At 68.5% G+C, this 17,010-nt stretch carries 17 protein-coding genes; 6 read left to right on the top strand and 11 right to left on the bottom strand.

Annotated features, from left to right (window positions below; translation table 11 throughout):
• Positions 1 to 14 precede the first annotated feature (14 nt).
• Positions 15 to 998, bottom strand: coding sequence for a DUF937 domain-containing protein (locus tag J2X65_RS04025; protein ID WP_310198341.1), 984 nt, complete (start codon positions 996 to 998; stop codon positions 15 to 17).
• Between the two features lie 229 nt (positions 999 to 1,227).
• On the opposite strand from J2X65_RS04025, the gene J2X65_RS04020 reads away from it, so the two are divergent.
• Complete coding sequence (locus J2X65_RS04020; protein ID WP_310198339.1) at positions 1,228 to 2,658, top strand: MATE family efflux transporter; 1,431 nt, start codon at positions 1,228 to 1,230, stop codon at positions 2,656 to 2,658.
• Positions 2,659 to 2,682: 24 nt separating this feature from the next.
• On the opposite strand, the gene J2X65_RS04015 is transcribed toward J2X65_RS04020, so the two are convergent.
• Positions 2,683 to 3,213, bottom strand: coding sequence for a chromate transporter (locus J2X65_RS04015; protein ID WP_310198337.1), 531 nt, complete (start codon positions 3,211 to 3,213; stop codon positions 2,683 to 2,685).
• On the bottom strand, positions 3,210 to 3,788 hold the full coding sequence (locus tag J2X65_RS04010; protein WP_310198334.1) for a chromate transporter: 579 nt from the start codon (positions 3,786 to 3,788) through the stop codon (positions 3,210 to 3,212). The genes J2X65_RS04015 and J2X65_RS04010 overlap by 4 nt, the downstream gene beginning before the upstream one ends.
• A gap of 127 nt (positions 3,789 to 3,915) precedes the next feature.
• Here J2X65_RS04010 and J2X65_RS04005 point away from each other — a divergent pair, with 127 nt between their 5' ends.
• The 3 genes from J2X65_RS04005 (at position 3,916) to J2X65_RS03995 (ending at position 7,712) form a co-directional block, all read left to right on the top strand.
• Positions 3,916 to 4,401 (top strand): MmcB family DNA repair protein, encoded by a 486-nt coding sequence (locus J2X65_RS04005; RefSeq protein ID WP_310198331.1) that lies wholly within the window; start codon positions 3,916 to 3,918, stop codon positions 4,399 to 4,401.
• Positions 4,402 to 4,461: 60 nt separating this feature from the next.
• Positions 4,462 to 7,203 (top strand): DNA mismatch repair protein MutS, encoded by a 2,742-nt coding sequence (mutS, locus tag J2X65_RS04000; RefSeq protein WP_310198329.1) that lies wholly within the window; start codon positions 4,462 to 4,464, stop codon positions 7,201 to 7,203.
• Between the two features lie 314 nt (positions 7,204 to 7,517).
• Positions 7,518 to 7,712 carry a hypothetical protein gene (locus J2X65_RS03995; RefSeq protein WP_310198326.1) on the top strand — a complete coding sequence of 65 codons (195 nt, stop codon included), beginning with the start codon at positions 7,518 to 7,520 and terminating at the stop codon, positions 7,710 to 7,712.
• Positions 7,713 to 7,796: 84 nt separating this feature from the next.
• On the opposite strand, the gene J2X65_RS03990 is transcribed toward J2X65_RS03995, so the two are convergent.
• From J2X65_RS03990 to ppdK, 4 genes are all read right to left on the bottom strand, one after another.
• Positions 7,797 to 8,015, bottom strand: a complete 219-nt coding sequence (locus tag J2X65_RS03990; protein ID WP_310198323.1) for a hypothetical protein — start codon at positions 8,013 to 8,015, stop codon at positions 7,797 to 7,799.
• A gap of 103 nt (positions 8,016 to 8,118) precedes the next feature.
• Entirely contained in the window at positions 8,119 to 8,328 is a 210-nt protein-coding gene (locus J2X65_RS03985) for a cold-shock protein (RefSeq protein WP_213364217.1), read from the bottom strand.
• Between the two features lie 180 nt (positions 8,329 to 8,508).
• Positions 8,509 to 8,796, bottom strand: a complete 288-nt coding sequence (gene rpsU, locus J2X65_RS03980; protein WP_310198317.1) for a 30S ribosomal protein S21 — start codon at positions 8,794 to 8,796, stop codon at positions 8,509 to 8,511.
• A gap of 332 nt (positions 8,797 to 9,128) precedes the next feature.
• Complete coding sequence (ppdK, locus tag J2X65_RS03975; RefSeq protein ID WP_310198314.1) at positions 9,129 to 11,807, bottom strand: pyruvate, phosphate dikinase; 2,679 nt, start codon at positions 11,805 to 11,807, stop codon at positions 9,129 to 9,131.
• 297 nt (positions 11,808 to 12,104) lie between these two features.
• On the opposite strand from ppdK, the gene J2X65_RS03970 reads away from it, so the two are divergent.
• Complete coding sequence (locus J2X65_RS03970) at positions 12,105 to 12,500, top strand: DoxX family protein (RefSeq protein WP_310198312.1); 396 nt, start codon at positions 12,105 to 12,107, stop codon at positions 12,498 to 12,500.
• A gap of 84 nt (positions 12,501 to 12,584) precedes the next feature.
• Here J2X65_RS03970 and J2X65_RS03965 read toward each other — a convergent pair whose 3' ends face one another.
• From J2X65_RS03965 to glyS, 3 genes are all read right to left on the bottom strand, one after another.
• On the bottom strand, positions 12,585 to 12,740 hold the full coding sequence (locus J2X65_RS03965) for a DUF3096 domain-containing protein (RefSeq protein WP_310198310.1): 156 nt from the start codon (positions 12,738 to 12,740) through the stop codon (positions 12,585 to 12,587).
• Between the two features lie 196 nt (positions 12,741 to 12,936).
• Entirely contained in the window at positions 12,937 to 13,164 is a 228-nt protein-coding gene (locus J2X65_RS03960; protein ID WP_310198308.1) for a hypothetical protein, read from the bottom strand.
• Positions 13,165 to 13,185: 21 nt separating this feature from the next.
• A complete protein-coding gene (gene glyS, locus J2X65_RS03955) occupies positions 13,186 to 15,234 on the bottom strand; it encodes a glycine--tRNA ligase subunit beta (protein WP_310198306.1) in 2,049 nt (682 codons plus the stop codon).
• A gap of 183 nt (positions 15,235 to 15,417) precedes the next feature.
• On the opposite strand from glyS, the gene J2X65_RS03950 reads away from it, so the two are divergent.
• Complete coding sequence (locus J2X65_RS03950) at positions 15,418 to 15,840, top strand: nuclear transport factor 2 family protein (RefSeq protein WP_310198303.1); 423 nt, start codon at positions 15,418 to 15,420, stop codon at positions 15,838 to 15,840.
• A gap of 18 nt (positions 15,841 to 15,858) precedes the next feature.
• Here J2X65_RS03950 and J2X65_RS03945 read toward each other — a convergent pair whose 3' ends face one another.
• Complete coding sequence (locus tag J2X65_RS03945) at positions 15,859 to 16,797, bottom strand: glycine--tRNA ligase subunit alpha (RefSeq protein ID WP_310198302.1); 939 nt, start codon at positions 16,795 to 16,797, stop codon at positions 15,859 to 15,861.
• Between the last annotated feature and the right edge of the window lie 213 nt (positions 16,798 to 17,010).

Here is a 17,010-nt window from a genome sequence, read left to right as displayed (position 1 = left end):
CGGGACCGGGAGGTTCAGCGCCCGTCCCTGCGGCTGAACTGGTCGAAAATATCGTTGAAGGGCTTCAGCGTGGGGTCTTGCGACAGTGTGGGGTCCTGCGGCCGATCCGCCGGATCGACGCCCGCACCGGGGCGGGCGCCGGCTCCGCCGCCGAGCAAGCCGCCCAATATGCTGCCGAGCAGGTCTCCCATCGGGTCGCCGCCCTGCCGCGGCTGTGGGGCGGCGCCGGATTCCGGTTGCGCGTCCGTCCCCGGCCGGCCGCCACCCAGAAGACCGCCCAGCAGATCGTCGAGCGGGTTGCCCGTCGAGGCCGGGCGGCGCGGGTCGCCGGGTGTCGTACCGTCGCGCGAGGCGCCGCCGGCGCCGCCCCTCGCCAGGCCGTCCAATAGGTCCTGCAACGGGTTACCGGAGGGGGATGCCGGTCCCGCTCGTCCGGCCGAGCCCCCGCCTCCCAATATGCCGCCCAACAGATCGCCGAGCCCACCGCCCGTCGCGGCGCCGGTGGAGGAGCCCTCCGGCGGGCGGTTGCCAAGCAGGCCGCCAAGAAGGTCGCCAAGGCCGCCGCCGCTTCCGCCACTCGCGCCGCCACCCTTCATCAGGCCGCCAAGCACCAGCGCGGCGATGGCCGGCAGCATCTGCTTCAGCAGGGAGGAACTGAGCCCGGTCGCCGAGGACGCCTGGGCGGCGACCGCCCGGCTCACCTCGGGCGAGCCGAACATGGCGGCGAGCGCGTCCGTGCCCTGCGCCTGGAGCGCGGGAGCGGGCGTCGCCTTCGGGTCGTCGAAGACCTGCGAATAGGGATTGCGAGCCATGGCGCCAAGAAGCCCGGCCAGTCCTTCCGGGCTGTGCGTGCTGCGGGCGAGGCCGACCGAGAAGGCCGGCAGCAGGGCTTCCACCGCCTGCTGCGCCTGCTCCGGCGAGATGCCGTAGCTCCGCGCAAGGTTATCGAACACCTGGCCGTGCTGTGCCTGGGAGAGCAGTTCCTGCAACTGTTTCATGGCATGCTCCTGTCACGCCGTCCCGAGACGGCTGTTGCATCCGGCCGGTCGCGGCGACCATACGCCAATAGGCCGGGTGGGCCTATGCGCGCTGCAGCGGGCGTGGCGGCGATGTCCGATCCGGGGCGGCCGCGGCGAGGCCGGGTTTCCGCAATTCGCGCTTTCATTCGCGCTTTCGCCCTGCCGGGGCGCTATCGTCCGCCGCCGCCTCCATGCGATAAGCCGGGCCATGAAGACGCCATCCGCATCCCCGGCCCGCTTCGTCACCGGCTCAACCATGGCCCATGTCGCGGTGATGACGGCGGCCGGCTCGGTCGGGCTGGTGGCGGTGTTCGTCGTCGACCTGCTCAACCTGTTCTACATCTCGCTGCTCGGTGAAGAGGAGCTCGCTGCCGCCATCGGCTATGCCGGCACGGTGATGTTCTTCGTCACCTCGGTGTCGATCGGGGTGATGATCGCCGTCTCGGCGTTGATCTCGCGGGCGATCGGCGCCGGCCGGCGCGAGGAGGTGGGGCGCATTTCGACCTCCGGCTTCGTCTATATGACGCTTGCCTGCGTGATGACCGCTGGCGCGATGATGCCGGTGCTGACGCCGCTGCTCTCCCTGCTGGGCGCCACCGGGCGCACGCTGGAGATCGCCCGCGATTTCCTGATGATAGTGCTGCCGTCGACGCCGCTGCTCGGCATCGGCATGGCGGCCTCCGGCACGCTGCGCGGGCTGGGCGATGCGCGGCGCTCCATGCTGGTGACGCTGATCGGCGGCCTGGTGACGGCGGCGCTGGACCCGTTGCTGATCCTGGTGCTCGACTGGCGGGTCGAGGGCGCGGCCGCGGTATCGGTGATCTCCCGCGTGGCGATGGCAGCCTACGGGCTGTACGCGGTGCTGCGCATCCATGGCTATGCCAGCCCGCTGCGCTGGCGCGATTTCCGCCACGATGTCGGGCCGCTTTCCGGCATTGCGGTGCCGGCCATCCTCACCAACCTCGCCACCCCGGTCGGCAATGCCTATGTCACCTATGCGCTCGCCACCCATGGCGATGCGGCGGTGGCGGCCTTCGCGGTGGTGGGGCGGCTGATCCCGGTCGCCTTCGGGCCGCTCTTCGCCCTGACCGGCGCCATCGGCCCGGTGATCGGGCAGAATGTCGGCGCCGGGCGCTACGACCGGGTGCGCCGCGCCATCCTCGACAGCCTCCTGCTCATCCTCGCCTATGTGTTCGCCATATGGGCGTTGATGGCGCTGGGGCGGCATGCCGTGGCCGGCGCATTCGGGCTGTCGGCGGAGGGCGAGGACCTGGTCGTCTTCTACTGCCTGTGGGTCGCCGGCAGCTTCATCTTTCTCGGCATGCTGTTCGTCGCCAACGCCGCCTTCAACAATCTCGGCGCGCCGCTGCGTTCCACCCTGTTCAACTGGAGCCGGGCGACGCTGGGCGTCATCCCCTTCGTGATGGTGGGCGGGCACTATTGGGGCGCGCAGGGCGTGCTCGCCGGCCAGGCGCTCGGATCGGTCGCCTTCGGCGTGCTGGCGCTCGTCAGCGCCCTGGCGCTGGTGCGTCGTCTCGCCGCCGCCACAACCCGGCCGGGGCCGGCCGACGCGCCGCTGGCAGGCCCCGAACTGCCGCCCTTCGCGCGCGGCGAAGGCGCCGCGGCTCTGGAGCCCTGAGACGCCGGCTTTCGGCCGATATGGTCAGATGAGGCGCAGCAGCCCGAGCGCTCCGCCGCCGAACAGCATCCAGAGCGGACTGATCCGGGTGAACAGCAGCGCCAGCACGGTGACGGCGGTGTAGAGCGCCGTCGGTATCGAGCGCGCCGCGCCCTCGGCGAGAAGGAAACCGGAGGCGGCGATGAGCCCGATGGTGAGCGGCACCAGCCCGGCCTGGATGGCCCGGCGCCACTTCGCGGCGCGGAAGCGGTACCAGACGCCGCCGACCACATAGGCCAGCACACAGGTCGGCACGCACATCGCCAGGGTGGAGACCAGCGCGCCGGCAAACCCGGCGACGTGCCAGCCGATCAGCGTCACCACCAAGACGTTCGGTCCCGGCACCACCTGGGCGAGGGCGAAGGTCTGGGCGAATTGCTCGTTGGTCATCCAGCCGGCGACCTCGACCACCTGACGGTGCATCTCCGGCAGCACCGCATTGGCGCCGCCCACCGCCAGCAGCGAGAGGACGAGGAAATTCAGCGCCAGCGCGCCGAGCACGCCGTCATCGTTCATCGGATCGCCCACCAGGCGAGCGCAATCGACACCGGGGCGAGGCCGAGCATCACCCAGAGCAGCGGCATGCCGAGCACGGCGATGCCGACAAAGGCGGCGGCGGCGATGCCGAGGCCCTGCACGCTCGGGCGGCGCCACAGGACTTCGCCCATGCGCCCGGCCATCGAGATGACCAGCCCGGCCGCGCCGGCGGCAAGGCCGGCCATGAGATCCGCGATCGCCGGAACATCGCTGTAGCGGGCGAACAGCGTGCCGGCGAGGATGACGATCACGGCCGGCGCCAAGGTGAGGCCGCAGAACGCGGCGATGGCGCCCGGCACGCCGCGGAATCGCGAGCCGATGACGATGGACAGGTTGACGATGTTGGGGCCCGGCAGGAACTGGGCGAGAGCGACCAGCTCGGTGAACTCGTCCGAATCCAGCCATTTGTAGCGCTCGACCACCGCCCGCCGGGCGATCGGCAGCACGCCGCCAAACGCCACCACCGCTACCGACAGGAAACCGACGAACAGCTCGCGCAGGCTCGGCGCCGGGCGTTCGGCTTGGGGGGCGACAGATGCGTTTTCGGGCGGCATGGCCGGGCAGCGGTGAGGAGGCGATGCTCGCTTATAGACGAGTCGATCCGGCGGGTAACCGGCCTTTCCAAAGGGGCTCCCATTTGGGGGCTTCCCATGTGCCGACGAGAACGTATAGGGTACAGACATGCATGGCACCCTTACCGATCTCGTCCTGCCGCCGGACGGCCGCCAGTCGGAGGCGGCGCTCGCCATCCGTCGCGGCGCGCTGCGCTATGTGGCGGCGCGCGGCTTGGTCGGCGTGCCGGAACTGGTGCTGGCCACCGGCCGCCGCGCCGACATCGCGGTGCTCTGCGCCAAGGGCGAGGTGTGGGTGATCGAGGTGAAGTCCTCGATCGCCGATTTCCGCGCCGATCATAAGTGGTTCGAGTATCGCGCTTTTTGCGACCGCCTGTTTTTCGCCGTCGCCCCGGATTTCCCGCTGGACATCCTGCCCGAGGACACCGGCATCCTGGTGGCCGACGGCTTCGGCGCGGCCTTGCTCCGCGAGGCGCCGCGCCACCCGCTCGCCGCTCACCACCGCAAGGCGCTCACCTTGCGGCTGGCGCGCTGCGCCGCCGGGCGGCTGATGGGGCTGATGGATCCCGAGGCGCTGCGCGGCATCGAGCTGTAAGGCGGGGAAAACCCCGGCAAATACTTGAAGTCGGGCCCGGTGGCCTGCAAGCCTTCCCTCATGGATGCGACCCCGACTCCCAGCCCGAAGCCGACCGGCGATGCCGAGCGCGTCACGCCGATGATGGCGCAATATATCGAGATAAAAACCGCCAATCCGGACAGCCTGCTGTTCTACCGGATGGGCGATTTCTACGAGCTGTTCTTCGAAGACGCGGAAATAGCCTCGCGGTCGCTCGGCATCGTGCTGACCAAGCGCGGCAAGCACCAGGGCGCGGACATCCCGATGTGCGGGGTGCCGGTGGAGCGCGCCGAGGAATATCTGCACAAGCTGATCGCCTGCGGCCACCGGGTCGCCGTCTGCGAGCAGATCGAGGATCCCGCCGAAGCGAAGAAGCGCGGGCCGAAAAGCGTGGTGCGGCGGGACGTTACCCGACTGGTCACCCCCGGCACCCTCACCGAGGACGCCCTGCTCGACGCCCGGCGGGAGAACGTGCTGGCCGCGCTTGCCCGCCAGCGCGGCGGCGAGGGAGCCGGCGAGGATGGCTATGTCTACGCCCTTGCCTTCGCCGACATCTCCACCGGCTCGTTCCGGGTGATGGAGACCCATGCCGGCCGGCTGGCCGCCGACCTGGCGCGGATCGAGCCGGCCGAGCTGCTGCTGCCCGATCCGGTGTATGATGAGGCCGATTTCCGCGAGATCTGGCGCAGCCTGCCCAGCGTGACGCCGCTGCCGAAGGAAAGCTTCGATGGCGCCGGCGCCGAGCGCCGGCTCACCGGCTTTTTCGGCGTCGCCACTCTCGATGCCTTCGGCGCCTTCTCCCGCGTCGAGCTCACCGCCGCCAGCGCGGTGGTCGGCTATATCGAGCGCACCCAGCTCGGCCAGCGTCCGCCGCTCGCCGCCCCCCAGCGCGAGGCGGCGACCGACATCATGGTGATCGACCCGGCGACGCGGGTGAACCTGGAGATCCTGCGCACCACGACGGGGGACCGCGCCGGCAGCCTCAATGCGGCGGTGGACCGCACCGTGACCTCGGCCGGTGCCCGCCTGCTGGCCCGCCGTCTCGCCGAGCCGCTGACCGACCCGGCGCGCATCGCCGCCCGGCTCGACGCGGTGGAGGCGCTGGTCGAGGACGCGGAGCTGCGTGCCAGCCTGCAGCAGCGGCTCGCCGGGGCGCCGGACCTCGCCCGCGCGCTGGCCCGCATCGCGCTCGGCCGTTCCGGGCCGCGCGACCTCGCCGCCATCGGGCGGGGGCTGGCCGAGGGGGCCGCCATTGCCGGGCTGCTGCGCGCCGGCGAGGCGGGGGCGGAGCTTGCCGAAAACGCGACGCTGCTGGCGGCGGTGGATCCGGCGCTGCCGGCGCTGCTGGCCACCGCCCTGGCCGACGAATTGCCGCCCTATCGCCGCGACGGCGGCTTCACCCATGCCGGCTTTGATCCCGATCTCGACGCCGCCCGCGCGTTGCGCGACGAGAGCCGGCGGGTGGTGGCGGCGCTGGAGCGTCGCTATGCCGAGGAGACCGGCGTCAAATCGCTGAAGATCCGGCACAATGCGGTGCTCGGCTATTATGTCGAGGTCGGCCAGCAGCATGCCGACCGGCTGCGCGAGCCGCCCTTCGGCGCCGTCTTCGTGCATCGCCAGACCATGGCCGGGGCGATGCGCTTCACCTCCACCGAGCTCGGCGAGCTGGAAGCCAAGATCGCCAGCGCCGGCGAGCGGGCCCTCGCCCTCGAACAGGCGATCTTCGACCGCCTCGCGAGCGCCGTGATGGCACAGGCCGACGGCATCCGCGCCGCCGCCGGGGCGCTCGCGGTGATCGACGTCACCGCCGGCCTCGCCCGCCTCGCGGTGGAGGAGGGCTATGTCCGGCCGGAGGTGGATGGCGGGCTGGATTTCCGGCTGGAGGGCGCCCGCCACCCGGTGGTGGAGCAGGCGCTGCGTCGTGACGGCGGGCCGTTTGTCGCCAATGATTGCGAGCTCTCGCCGCCGGACGATGCCGGCGGCCGCGCCGATTCCGGCCGCATCTGGCTGGTCACCGGTCCCAACATGGCGGGCAAATCGACCTTCCTGCGCCAGAACGCGCTGATCGCCATCCTCGCCCAGGCCGGCAGCTTCGTGCCGGCGCGCAGCGCCCATATCGGCGTGGTCGACCGGCTGTTCTCGCGCGTCGGCGCGGCGGACGATCTGGCGCGCGGGCGCTCGACCTTCATGGTCGAGATGGTGGAGACCGCCGCCATCCTCAACCAGGCGAGCGAGCGCTCGCTGGTGATCCTCGACGAGATCGGCCGCGGCACCGCCACCTTCGACGGCCTGTCGATCGCCTGGGCCAGCCTCGAGCACCTGCACGAGGTGAATCGCTGCCGGGGGCTGTTCGCCACCCATTTCCACGAACTGACCGCGCTCTCCCAGCGCCTCGCCCGCCTCGTCAACGCGACGGTGAAGGTGAAGGAGTGGGAGGGCGAGGTAATCTTCCTGCACGAGGTGGTGCCGGGCGCCGCCGACCGCTCCTACGGCATCCAGGTGGCGCGGCTCGCCGGCCTGCCGGCCAGCGTGGTGGCGCGGGCGAAGGCGGTGCTGACCGAGCTGGAGAATGCCGACCGCGCCGCCCCGGCGCAGCGCATCCTCGACGATCTGCCGCTGTTCGCGGCGATCAACCGGGCGCTTCCGGCCGGGCCGGCCGCGAAGCCGGACCCGGCGGCCGAGGCGCTGAAGCAGGCGCTGGCGGGGATGGACCCGGACGAGATGACCCCGCGCGCGGCGCATGAGGCGCTGTACCGGCTGAAGGCCGCGGCGAAGGGGTAGATAGCACGGGAGGGACCGGCCGTCTTATAGGGACTATCAGCGGTAAGATGACGCTTTATGGGCTACTAATTGTAGTGAGTACCGGGTTTGTTCCCGTGGACATCTACTACCGCTTGACGTTCCCGCTGAGTCGCCCTAGCGTCATATCAGCGCAGAGTCGCCTGGAGGGGGCAACCTCCAGGCGACTCCAGCTGCGCGAGGCCATTTCCTTGGTGGGGCTGGCCGAGCATAGCGGTCTTTCGACTCGGCGAGTAGAATCGCCTGACTCGCGTATGTCAAGCCCTACCTCTATTTGCCAAGCAAAGGAGGTTGCCATGTACGGCACCTACGGCACGATGACGCGTAAGCCTATCGGTACGAAGTGTAAGACGGGCGAGAAGTGCCCAGAGAGTGGTATCTGGAAGGTCGATGATCCGTGGGACACCACCACGGCTCCCATCGCGAAGGGAAACGTCTTTCCGCCCTATAAGGGTAAGGCTGTTACCTGGGTTCTCACCCAATACGCGTGATCAGATTGAAGTAGAGGGCAGAGCGATCAATTGGTCGCTCTGCCCTTTGGCAGACTTAGGCGACAAATATAAGGAGGGCTGAGGCTACTTCGCTTGGCGCACTTTCGCGCGGGGGGCGGCCTTTGCCGGCTGGGCCGCGGCTTCTTGTGCCAGGCGGGCTTCCTTCAGCCGTGCGGTCTTCGCGTCCCGCTTTGCCGTTTCCTGCTCGATCATCGACATGGCGATGCGCGATACCGCCTCGGCCTTGCTCTCGGTCTTGGTGAGATTGGGCTTGAACGCCGTGTCGCGGGTGGGATCGGTCATGGCCGGCATCCTCTCAAAATGAAAAAGGCCGGGATGACCCCGGCCTTCCATGGTGCTCAACGGCTCCCGCCAGTACATCCGTGGTCGGGAGCGATCGGCACGATCACGCCGCCTGCAGGTTGCCAGCGGTCTGCTTGCCAGTGCGGCGATCGGACTCGACCTCGTAAGAGACCTTCTGCCCGTCGCGCAGGTCGGTCCAGCCGGCCCGCTGCACAGCGGAAATGTGGACGAAGACATCAGAGCCGCCGTTATCCGGCTGGATGAAGCCATAGCCCTTCTGGCTGTTGAACCACTTCACGGTACCCGTCGCCATGACGATATTCCTTTCATACGACATAGAAAATCGATCGCTTACTTAATGTAAGCGTTATATTGCCATCGATTTGAGAGGAAGTTCGCCACAGCGCCCAAGGCGCACAAACAAAGTTCAACGTGCAAGATCGATGTGGATAATTTACAGGATTGGGCGAGTTCTCGCAACCCTGCGCCGACTTTATTTTGCCACGTCGGCCTGAACCGCGCCGGCAGAGGCGTCCGGACGCCCACGGCCCGGCATCGGCTTCTTCTTCGGGGCGGCGACCAATCCTTCGCGGATGGCCTGTTTCCGGGCCGCCTTGCGGGCGCGTCGCACCGCCTCGGCCGCTTCCCGGTTGCGCCGTTCGGACGGCTTTTCATAAGACCGTCGAGCCTTCATCTCGCGGAAGACGCCTTCACGCTGCATCTTCTTCTTGAGGACTCTCAGGGCTTGATCGACATTGTTGTCGCGAACGAGAACTTGCAAATCCTATCCAATCTGAGCAGCCAGACATGGCCGCGGTTTCGCACTCCACATTGAGCGGTCACCTTGATATGGGCCTCCGCCGGCAAAAAGGAAACCCCCCGCCCGCATCGGCCTGCCGCAAAGGCCTGTCGATCGGCCGAGGGCGAGCCGGCCGATCCCACCGCATGTGCCGTGGCACATGCCCCGCCACATGCCCCGCCCGCGAGGGCGCCCGCGTGTGAAGGTTCCCGCCAGCCGGTGGCCCGAACGCAAATGGCCGGGCTGCTCGCCCGGCCACCGCATCGTCCCGCTCGGCCCGGCGAGCGCCGGGCCGCAATTGCCGTCGATCCGCCTCAGGCCTGGCTGGCGGCCTGCGTCTTCAGCGCCGCCTGCGCCGCCGCGAGGCGGGCGATCGGCACGCGGAAGGGCGAGCAGGACACATAGTCGAGCCCGACTTCCTCGCAGAAAGCGACCGAGGCCGGGTCGCCGCCATGCTCGCCGCAAATGCCGAGCTTGAGCTTCGGGCGCACCGCCCGGCCGCGCTCGGTGGCGATCTTCACCAGCTCGCCGACGCCGTCCTGGTCGATCGACACGAAGGGATCGACCTCGAAGATGCCCTTCGAGATGTAGGTGCCGAGGAAGGTGCCGGCATCGTCGCGCGAGATGCCGTAGGTGGTCTGGGTCAGGTCGTTGGTGCCGTAGGAGAAGAACTCCGCCGTCTCGGCGATCTCGCCGGCCTTCAACGCCGCGCGCGGCAGCTCGATCATCGTGCCGACCTGATAGTCGAGCTTGGCACCGGTCTCTTCCTCGACCTTCTTCGCCACCGAATCGATGTCGTTCTTCACGAGGTCGAATTCGCGCTTGCCGGTGATCAGCGGCACCATGATCTCCGGCACCACCGGCTTGCCGGTGGATTTCTGCGCCGCCACCGCCGCCTCGAAGATGGCGCGGGCCTGCATCTCGGCGATCTCCGGGAAGGCGATGGCCAGACGGCAGCCGCGGAAGCCGAGCATCGGGTTGAACTCGTCGAACTCCTTCTTGCGCGCGGCGAGCTTGGCGGCGGAGACGCCGAGGCCTTCCGCGACCTCAGCGATCTCGGCGTCGGTGTGCGGCAGGAACTCGTGCAGCGGCGGATCGAGCAGGCGGATGGTGACCGGCAGCCCGTCCATGATCTCGAACAGCTCCTGGAAGTCCGAGCGCTGGGCGGCGAGCAGCTTGGCGAGCGCGGCGCGCCGGCCCTTCTCGTCGTCGGCGAGGATCATCTCGCGCACGGCGCGGATGCGGCCGGCCTCGAAGAACATGTGCTCGGTACGCGACAGGCCGATGCCCTCGGCGCCGAAATTCTTCGCGGTGCGGGCATCGAGCGGGGTCTCGGCATTGGCGCGCACCTTCATGCGGCGCACGCCGTCGGCCCAGCCCATCAGCGTGCCGAACTCGCCGGACAGCTCGGGCTGCAGCATCGGCACCGCGCCGGCGATCACCTGGCCGGTGCCGCCGTCGATGGTGAGGATGTCGCCCTTCTTCAGCGTCACGCCGCCCGACGAGATGGTGCCGGCGGCATAGTCGACGCGGATGGTGCCGGCGCCGCAGACGCAGGGCTTGCCCATGCCGCGCGCCACCACGGCGGCGTGCGAGGTCATGCCGCCGCGCGTGGTCAGGATGCCTTCCGAGGCGTGCATGCCGTGAATGTCTTCCGGCGAGGTCTCGATGCGCACCAGGATGACCTTGCGGCCCTGCGACTTCAGCAGCTCGGCATCGTCGGCGGAGAACACCACCTCACCGGAGGCGGCGCCGGGCGAGGCCGGCAGGCCCGAGCCGATCACCGTCTTGTCGGCCTTGGGGTCGAGCATCGGGTGCAGCAGCTGGTCGAGCGCGGCGGGCTCGACGCGGGCGATCGCCTCCTCGCGGGTGATGACGCCGTCATTGGCGAGCTCGACCGCGATGCGCAGCGCCGCCTTGGCGGTGCGCTTGCCGGAGCGGGTCTGCAGCATCCACAGCTTGCCGTTCTCGACGGTGAATTCGAGATCCTGCATGTCGCGGTAGTGGCCTTCGAGCACGCCGGCGATCCGGTTGAACTCGGTGAACACCTCCGGCAGCGCCTTCTCCATCGAGGGCTTGTCGGAGCCGGCCTCGATGCGGGCGGTCTCGGTGATGTTCTGCGGGGTGCGGATGCCCGCCACCACGTCCTCGCCCTGGGCGTTGATCAGGAACTCGCCATAGAGCGCGTTCTCGCCGGTGGACGGGTTGCGGGTGAAGGCGACGCCGGTGGCCGAGGTGTCGCCCATATTGCCGAACACCATCGCCTGCACGTTCACCGCCGTGCCCCAGCTCTCGGGGATGCCGTGAAGGCGGCGATAGACGATGGCGCGCTGGTTCATCCACGAGCCGAACACCGCGCCGATGGCGCCCCAGAGCTGGTCCTGCGGGTCCTGCGGGAACGGCTTGCCGAGCTCGTGCTCGACCAGCGCCTTGTAGCGCTTCACCATCTCCTTCCAGTCGTCGGCGGAGAGATCGGTGTCGAGGTTGTAGCCGTTGTCGGCCTTGTATCCGTCCAGCACCTCTTCGAAGTGATGATGCGGGAAATCGAGCACCACGTTCGAATACATCTGGATGAAGCGGCGATAGCTGTCATAGGCGAAACGGGGGTTGCCGGAGGCCGCCGCCACCGCCTCGACCGTCACATCGTTGAGGCCGAGATTGAGTACGGTGTCCATCATGCCCGGCATGGACGCGCGCGCGCCCGAGCGGACGGAGACGAGAAGCGGGTTGGCGGGATCGCCGAAGGTCTTGCCCACTAGCTTGCCGACATAGGCGAGGGCGTCCTCGACATTGCCCTTCAGCTCGGCCGGATAGACGTTGCCATGGGCATAATACCAGGTGCAGACCTCGGTGGAGATGGTGAAGCCGGGTGGTACCGGCAGTCCCAGATTGGACATCTCGGCAAGGTTGGCGCCTTTGCCGCCCAGGAGGTTGCGCATGTCCGCCGCACCTTCTGCCGCGCCGTCGCCGAAGGTGTAGACCCATTTCGTCATTTCGGAAGTCCCGCTGGTTGAACGTGCCTGGACCGCACGATCATAGCCTCTATGGAAATGCTGGCGAGTTCGAAAAGGGAGCCCCATCAAGGGGTTCATCTTATTGGGAAGGCCATCCCGGATGGCTTTTCCATCTCTGGTCTAGCCTTTTGAGGTGTTTCGTTCAATCCATCATTTGCAGTGCGGCGAATTATATCGCACTGCAACGTGATGGATAGGGCGATTGCGTCCCGATCGACCTTGCGGCAGCCTCCCGCCGCCGGGAGCAAAACCGAGCGTACGAAGGGATACTGGGGAATGACAAGAATTGTCGACTCGCTCACGCCGCATGTGCTGAGCCTTCTGCGGATCATGACCGCCCTGCTGCTGATGCAGCACGGCACCACCAAAGTGCTGGGGTTCCCGGTCACGCCGCAGACCGGGGTCAGCTTCACCACCCCGGGCGGCATCGCCGGACTTTTCGAGCTGTTCGGCGGCGCGTTGCTGCTGATCGGCCTGTTCTCGCGGCCGGTGGCCTTCGTGCTGTCCGGCATGACCGCCGTGGCCTACTTCCTCGTGCATGCGCCGCGGGATTTTTTCCCGATCCTGAATGGCGGCGAACTGGCGGCGCTGTACTGCTTCACGCTGTTCTTCCTTGCCTTCGCCGGCCCCGGCCCGTGGAGCGTCGACCGGCTGATCGGCAAGAAGATCTGAGATCGCCCGCCTCTTGCGCGCAAATGGGAAATGGCCGGGCATGTCCCGGCCATTTTCGTGAGAGCCGCGGGAGCGGCGCGGGCGTCACAGATTGAGCGTGCCGTTGCCGATCAGGCCCATGACGCCGATGAAGATGAGATAGATCGCCACGATGAAGTTGAGCAGGCGCGGTATCACCAGGATGAGGATGCCGGCGATCAGCGCGACGATGGGCTGGATGGCGACGAAGCTGACGGCCATTGGGTAGGTCTCCGGTGGGGTCCCGACAGGAACGGCCGGAGGTACGGGAAGGTTCCCGGTGACGATGCCGAAGGCGGCGCGGGCGGCTATTCGGCCGGGCTGGCGTGGTGGCCGTTCGCGCGGGTGGCGAGGAAGAGGACGTAACACGCCGCTACCAGAATGAGCGGGGCGACGTACCACGCGACGGTTGCGACGGTCATGGCTTCGATCCCTTGAGGAGCAGCCTCGCCATGTAATGTATGGCCGCACCGCTGGAAATCCAAATCGCGGTGATGCCGAGGGCCGACCATCCGCCGGTGAGACCGGGCGGGCCGTAGGAGAGGGCGACGATGAGCCCGCCGCCGCCGGTGATGAGCATGGCGGCGGCCACGTTATTCAGCAACGTGGCCGTCAGCTTGGTGCGCTCGTTGTGGACGAGGCTCATGGCCTTGCGCCTCGTCCCCGCTCACCCCTCGATGCGGTCGAAATCGGCGACCTGGCGGGTGATGGCGCGGATGTCGGCGAGCAGCGCGAGGCGGTTGGCGCGCAAGGCCTTGTCCTCGGCGTTTACCGTCACCTTCTCGAAGAAGGCGTCGACCGGCGCGCGCAGCGAGGCCATCACGCCCATGGCGCCCTCGAAATCCTCGGCCGCCAGCGCCGTCGCGATGAGCGGGCCGGCGGTGGCGATGGCATCGGCCAGCGCACGCTCCTCCGCCTCGACGAGGAGGGTGACGTCGACGCCGCCGTCATAGGAGGCGCCGTCCTTCTTCTCCTCGATGCGCAGGATGTTCGCCGCACGCTTCGTGCCGGCGAGGAGGTTGCGGCCGTCCTCGGTGCGCAGGAAGCGGCCGAGCGCCTCGACGCGCTTCACCACCAGCAGTAGGTCATCCTGGCCGGGGAGGGCGAACACCGCGTCGACGAGGTCGTGGCGGGCGCCCTGCTCGCGCAGATGGACCTTCAGGCGGTCGGCGAAGAAGGAGAGGAGGTCCGGTTCGACGAACTCCGACAGCTTCAGCGTTAGCCCATTGTCGAGCACGATGCGCACCACGCCCAGCGCGGCGCGACGCAGGGCGAAGGGGTCCTTCGAGCCCGTCGGCTTCTCGTCGATGGCCCAGAAGCCGGTGAGGGTGTCGAGCTTGTCGGCGAGCGCCACCGCGATTGACACCGGGGCGACCGGCACGCGGTCGGTCGGGCCCTGCGGCTTGTAGTGCTCCTCGGCGGCGAGCGCGATCTCTTCGGGACGGCCTTCGAGGCGGGCGTAATACTTGCCCATCAGCCCCTGCACTTCGGGAAACTCGCCGACGACTTCGGTGCGAAGGTCGCTCTTGGCGTAGAGCGCGGCCTCGCGGGCCAGCTTCGGGTCGGCGCCGACCCGCGGAGCCAGCGTCTCGGCCAAAGCCGCGATGCGCTCGATGCGGTCGAACTGCGAGCCGAGCTTCTCGTGGAAGGTGACGTTGCGGAACTTCTCCAGCCGCTCGGCCAGCGGCACCGTCGCATTGGTCCTGCGGTCGGTGTCCCAGAAGAACTTGGCGTCCGACAGCCGGGCGCGGATGACGCGGCCATTGCCGGCGACGATGGCGTCGCCGCCGTCGGTCGCCGCGAGGTTCGACACCAGGATGAAGCGGTTGGCGAGGCGCCCGGTTCTCGGGTCCTTCAGCACGAAGCACTTCTGGTTGGCGCGGATGGTGGCGCGGATCACCTCGTCCGGCACGTCGAGGAAGCTCTCGTCGAAGGCGCCGATCAGCACCACCGGCCATTCGACCAGGCCGGCGATCTCGTCCAGCAGGCCGGCATCCTCCACCAGCTCCAGCCCGTGGGCGAGGGCGAGGTCCTTGGCGTCGGCGAGGATGATGTCCTTGCGGCGCTCGCGGTCGGCGACCACGAAGGCGGCTTCCAGCTTGGTCAGCCAGTCGTCGAGCCGGCGCACGCGGATGCTGCCGGAGGACAGGAAGCGGTGGCCGCGCGTGACGTCGCCGGAGCGGATGCCGTCGACTTCGAAGGGCACCACCTCGGGCTCCTCGGTCTCCGGGCCGAAGGTGCAGACGATGGACTGCAACGGGCGCACCCAGCGCAGGGAACCGGAGCCCCAGCGCATCGACTTCGGCCACGGGAAAGCGCGGATGACGGCCGGGACGATCTCGGCGATCACCTCCGGCGTCGGCCGCCCGTGGCGGTGCAGATGCGCGACGTAGAACTCGCCCTTCTTCGGGTCGCTCTCGATCTTCGCCTGATCGAGGGAGGTCAGCCCCGACGCCTTGAGGAAGCCGTCGATCGCCGCCTGCGGCGCGCCGACGCGCGGGCCCTTTCGCTCCTCATGGGTGTCCGGCTGGCTGGCGGGCAGGCCGTGCACGGCCAGCGCGAGGCGGCGCGGGGTGACGAAGGCCTTGGCGCCCTCATAAAGCAGGCCGCGCTCGACGAGAGCGTCGGTGACGAGCTTGCGCAGGCTGTCGGCGGCGCCGGCCTGCATGCGGGCCGGGATTTCCTCGCAGAAGAGTTCGAGCAGAAGATCGGGCATAGCGGCCGCCAGTCATGTTGGCTCTTCCGGAACCGGCTGCCCGGAAAGTCCGGCCGAAATCGCCCAGCTTGGCGGCCGCGTCAAGGCCGGCCGGAAACCGGCGGGCGGATTCGCCCCGGTTTGAGTGGACGGCAGGCCGGGATCGGCGCGATAGTTCGCCGCTCGCAACCTGGGGAGGCGGAGATGGGCGACGCGGGGACCGACAACATTGCGCGGGTGAAGAAGGCCTACAAGGCGTGGGACGCCTGCAAGGGCGGCGACTGCAGCATGTGGCACGCGCTGGCGGACGACAATATCCGCCTCAATCCCATCGGCGCCGAAGCGGCCGGCCTGGAATTCACCCGGCCGGGCGCCGGGCGCGAACAGCTCACCGCCTATCTCGACAGCCTGCGCGATGGCTGGGCGATGCGGTATTTCGAGCCGGAGATCTTCGTCGCCGACGGCGATTCGGTGGTGATGTTCGGCCACACCAGCTGGACCTACAAGGCCACCGGCAAGACCGCGACCGTCGCCATCGCGCATCTCTGGCGCTTCGAGAACGGCCTGGCGGTGGAGTTCACCGAAGTCTTCGACGGCTCGGCGGCCGCCGCCGCCGCACAGCCCTGACGGGTCGCGCCGGGGACCCTAGGCCGGCGTGCCGCCGGCCTCCGTCGCCAGCCAGGCGGCGCCGCAGGCCTTCGCCAGTTCGCGCACCCGCAGGATGTAGCTCTGCCGCTCGGTCACCGAGATCACGCCGCGCGCATCGAGCAGGTTGAAGACGTGGCTCGCCTTGATGCACTGGTCATAGGCCGGCTGCGCCATCAGATGGCGCGTGCGGTCGTCGTTCCAGCCGGCTTCGAGATAGGCCGCCGCCGCGCTCTCGGCCATGCGGAACTGCTCCAGCAGCATGGCCGTGTCGGCATGCTCGAAATTGTGCCGGGAATATTCCTTCTCGGCCTGCAGGAAGACGTCGCCATAGGTAACCTTCTCGGCGCCCTCGCGGCCGTTGAAATTGAGGTCGTAGACGTTCTCGACCCCCTGGACATACATGGCGAGGCGCTCCAGCCCATAGGTGAGCTCGCCGGAGACCGGCGCGCATTCGATGCCGGCCACCTGCTGGAAGTAGGTGAACTGCGACACTTCCATGCCGTCGCACCAGCACTCCCAGCCGAGGCCCCAGGCACCGAGCGTCGGGCTCTCCCAGTCGTCCTCGACGAAGCGCACGTCGTGCAGCTTCAGGTCGATGCCGATGGCCTCCAGCGAGGCGAGGTAGAGATCCTGCAGGTCGGCCGGAGAGGGCTTCAGGATCACCTGGTACTGGTAATAATGCTGGAGCCGGTTAGGGTTCTCGCCATAGCGCCCGTCCTTGGGGCGGCGCGAGGGCTGCACATAGGCGGCCTTCCACGGCTTCGGCCCAATGGCGCGCAGCGTGGTGGCGGGATGGAAGGTGCCGGCGCCGACCTCCATGTCGTAGGGCTGCAGCACGACGCAGCCCTTGTCAGCCCAGAAGGCGTGCAAAGCGAGGATCAGCCCCTGGAACGACCGGTCGGGTCGCATATGGGGTGGCAGCGCGGGATCGATCATGACGGAGCCGGCGGTTGGCGGAAAATCGCGCGCAACCTAGTGGGAGAGGGGGCGGCGATCAAGGCGGGGATGTGCGGGGCGGCAGGGAGGCGGTTGCAGCCTGCCCCGGCGGGAAAGCGTGGATGGCCGGGACGCGCCCGGCCATGACGGTCCTCTGCGGGAGATCTCTCCGGAGGAGCCTTGGTTTTCGCCCGCCGGCGAAACCCGCTATGA

Source organism: Ancylobacter sp. 3268, assembly GCF_031456575.1.
Classification (GTDB): Bacteria; Pseudomonadota; Alphaproteobacteria; order Rhizobiales; family Xanthobacteraceae; genus Ancylobacter.
This window is presented reverse-complemented; position numbering and strand designations above follow the sequence as displayed.

Bases quoted from the DNA above. Each gene is read 5' to 3' on its own strand.
- J2X65_RS03995 (WP_310198326.1), top strand. From the start codon at position 7,518: ATGTACGGCACCTACGGCACGATGACGCGTAAGCCTATCGGTACGAAG.
- J2X65_RS03985 (WP_213364217.1), bottom strand. From the start codon at position 8,328: ATGGCGACGGGTACCGTGAAGTGGTTCAACAGCCAGAAGGGCTATGGC.
- ppdK (WP_310198314.1), bottom strand. From the start codon at position 11,807: ATGACGAAATGGGTCTACACCTTCGGCGACGGCGCGGCAGAAGGTGCG.
- J2X65_RS03965 (WP_310198310.1), bottom strand. From the start codon at position 12,740: ATGGCCGTCAGCTTCGTCGCCATCCAGCCCATCGTCGCGCTGATCGCC.
- J2X65_RS04005 (WP_310198331.1), top strand. From the start codon at position 3,916: ATGCATGGCACCCTTACCGATCTCGTCCTGCCGCCGGACGGCCGCCAG.
- J2X65_RS03970 (WP_310198312.1), top strand. From the start codon at position 12,105: ATGACAAGAATTGTCGACTCGCTCACGCCGCATGTGCTGAGCCTTCTG.
- mutS (WP_310198329.1), top strand. From the start codon at position 4,462: ATGGATGCGACCCCGACTCCCAGCCCGAAGCCGACCGGCGATGCCGAG.
- J2X65_RS03990 (WP_310198323.1), bottom strand. From the start codon at position 8,015: ATGACCGATCCCACCCGCGACACGGCGTTCAAGCCCAATCTCACCAAG.
- J2X65_RS04015 (WP_310198337.1), bottom strand. From the start codon at position 3,213: ATGAACGATGACGGCGTGCTCGGCGCGCTGGCGCTGAATTTCCTCGTC.
- J2X65_RS03945 (WP_310198302.1), bottom strand. From the start codon at position 16,797: ATGATCGATCCCGCGCTGCCACCCCATATGCGACCCGACCGGTCGTTC.
- J2X65_RS03960 (WP_310198308.1), bottom strand. From the start codon at position 13,164: ATGAGCCTCGTCCACAACGAGCGCACCAAGCTGACGGCCACGTTGCTG.
- glyS (WP_310198306.1), bottom strand. From the start codon at position 15,234: ATGCCCGATCTTCTGCTCGAACTCTTCTGCGAGGAAATCCCGGCCCGC.
- J2X65_RS04020 (WP_310198339.1), top strand. From the start codon at position 1,228: ATGAAGACGCCATCCGCATCCCCGGCCCGCTTCGTCACCGGCTCAACC.
- J2X65_RS03950 (WP_310198303.1), top strand. From the start codon at position 15,418: ATGGGCGACGCGGGGACCGACAACATTGCGCGGGTGAAGAAGGCCTAC.
- J2X65_RS04025 (WP_310198341.1), bottom strand. From the start codon at position 998: ATGAAACAGTTGCAGGAACTGCTCTCCCAGGCACAGCACGGCCAGGTG.
- J2X65_RS04010 (WP_310198334.1), bottom strand. From the start codon at position 3,788: ATGCCGCCCGAAAACGCATCTGTCGCCCCCCAAGCCGAACGCCCGGCG.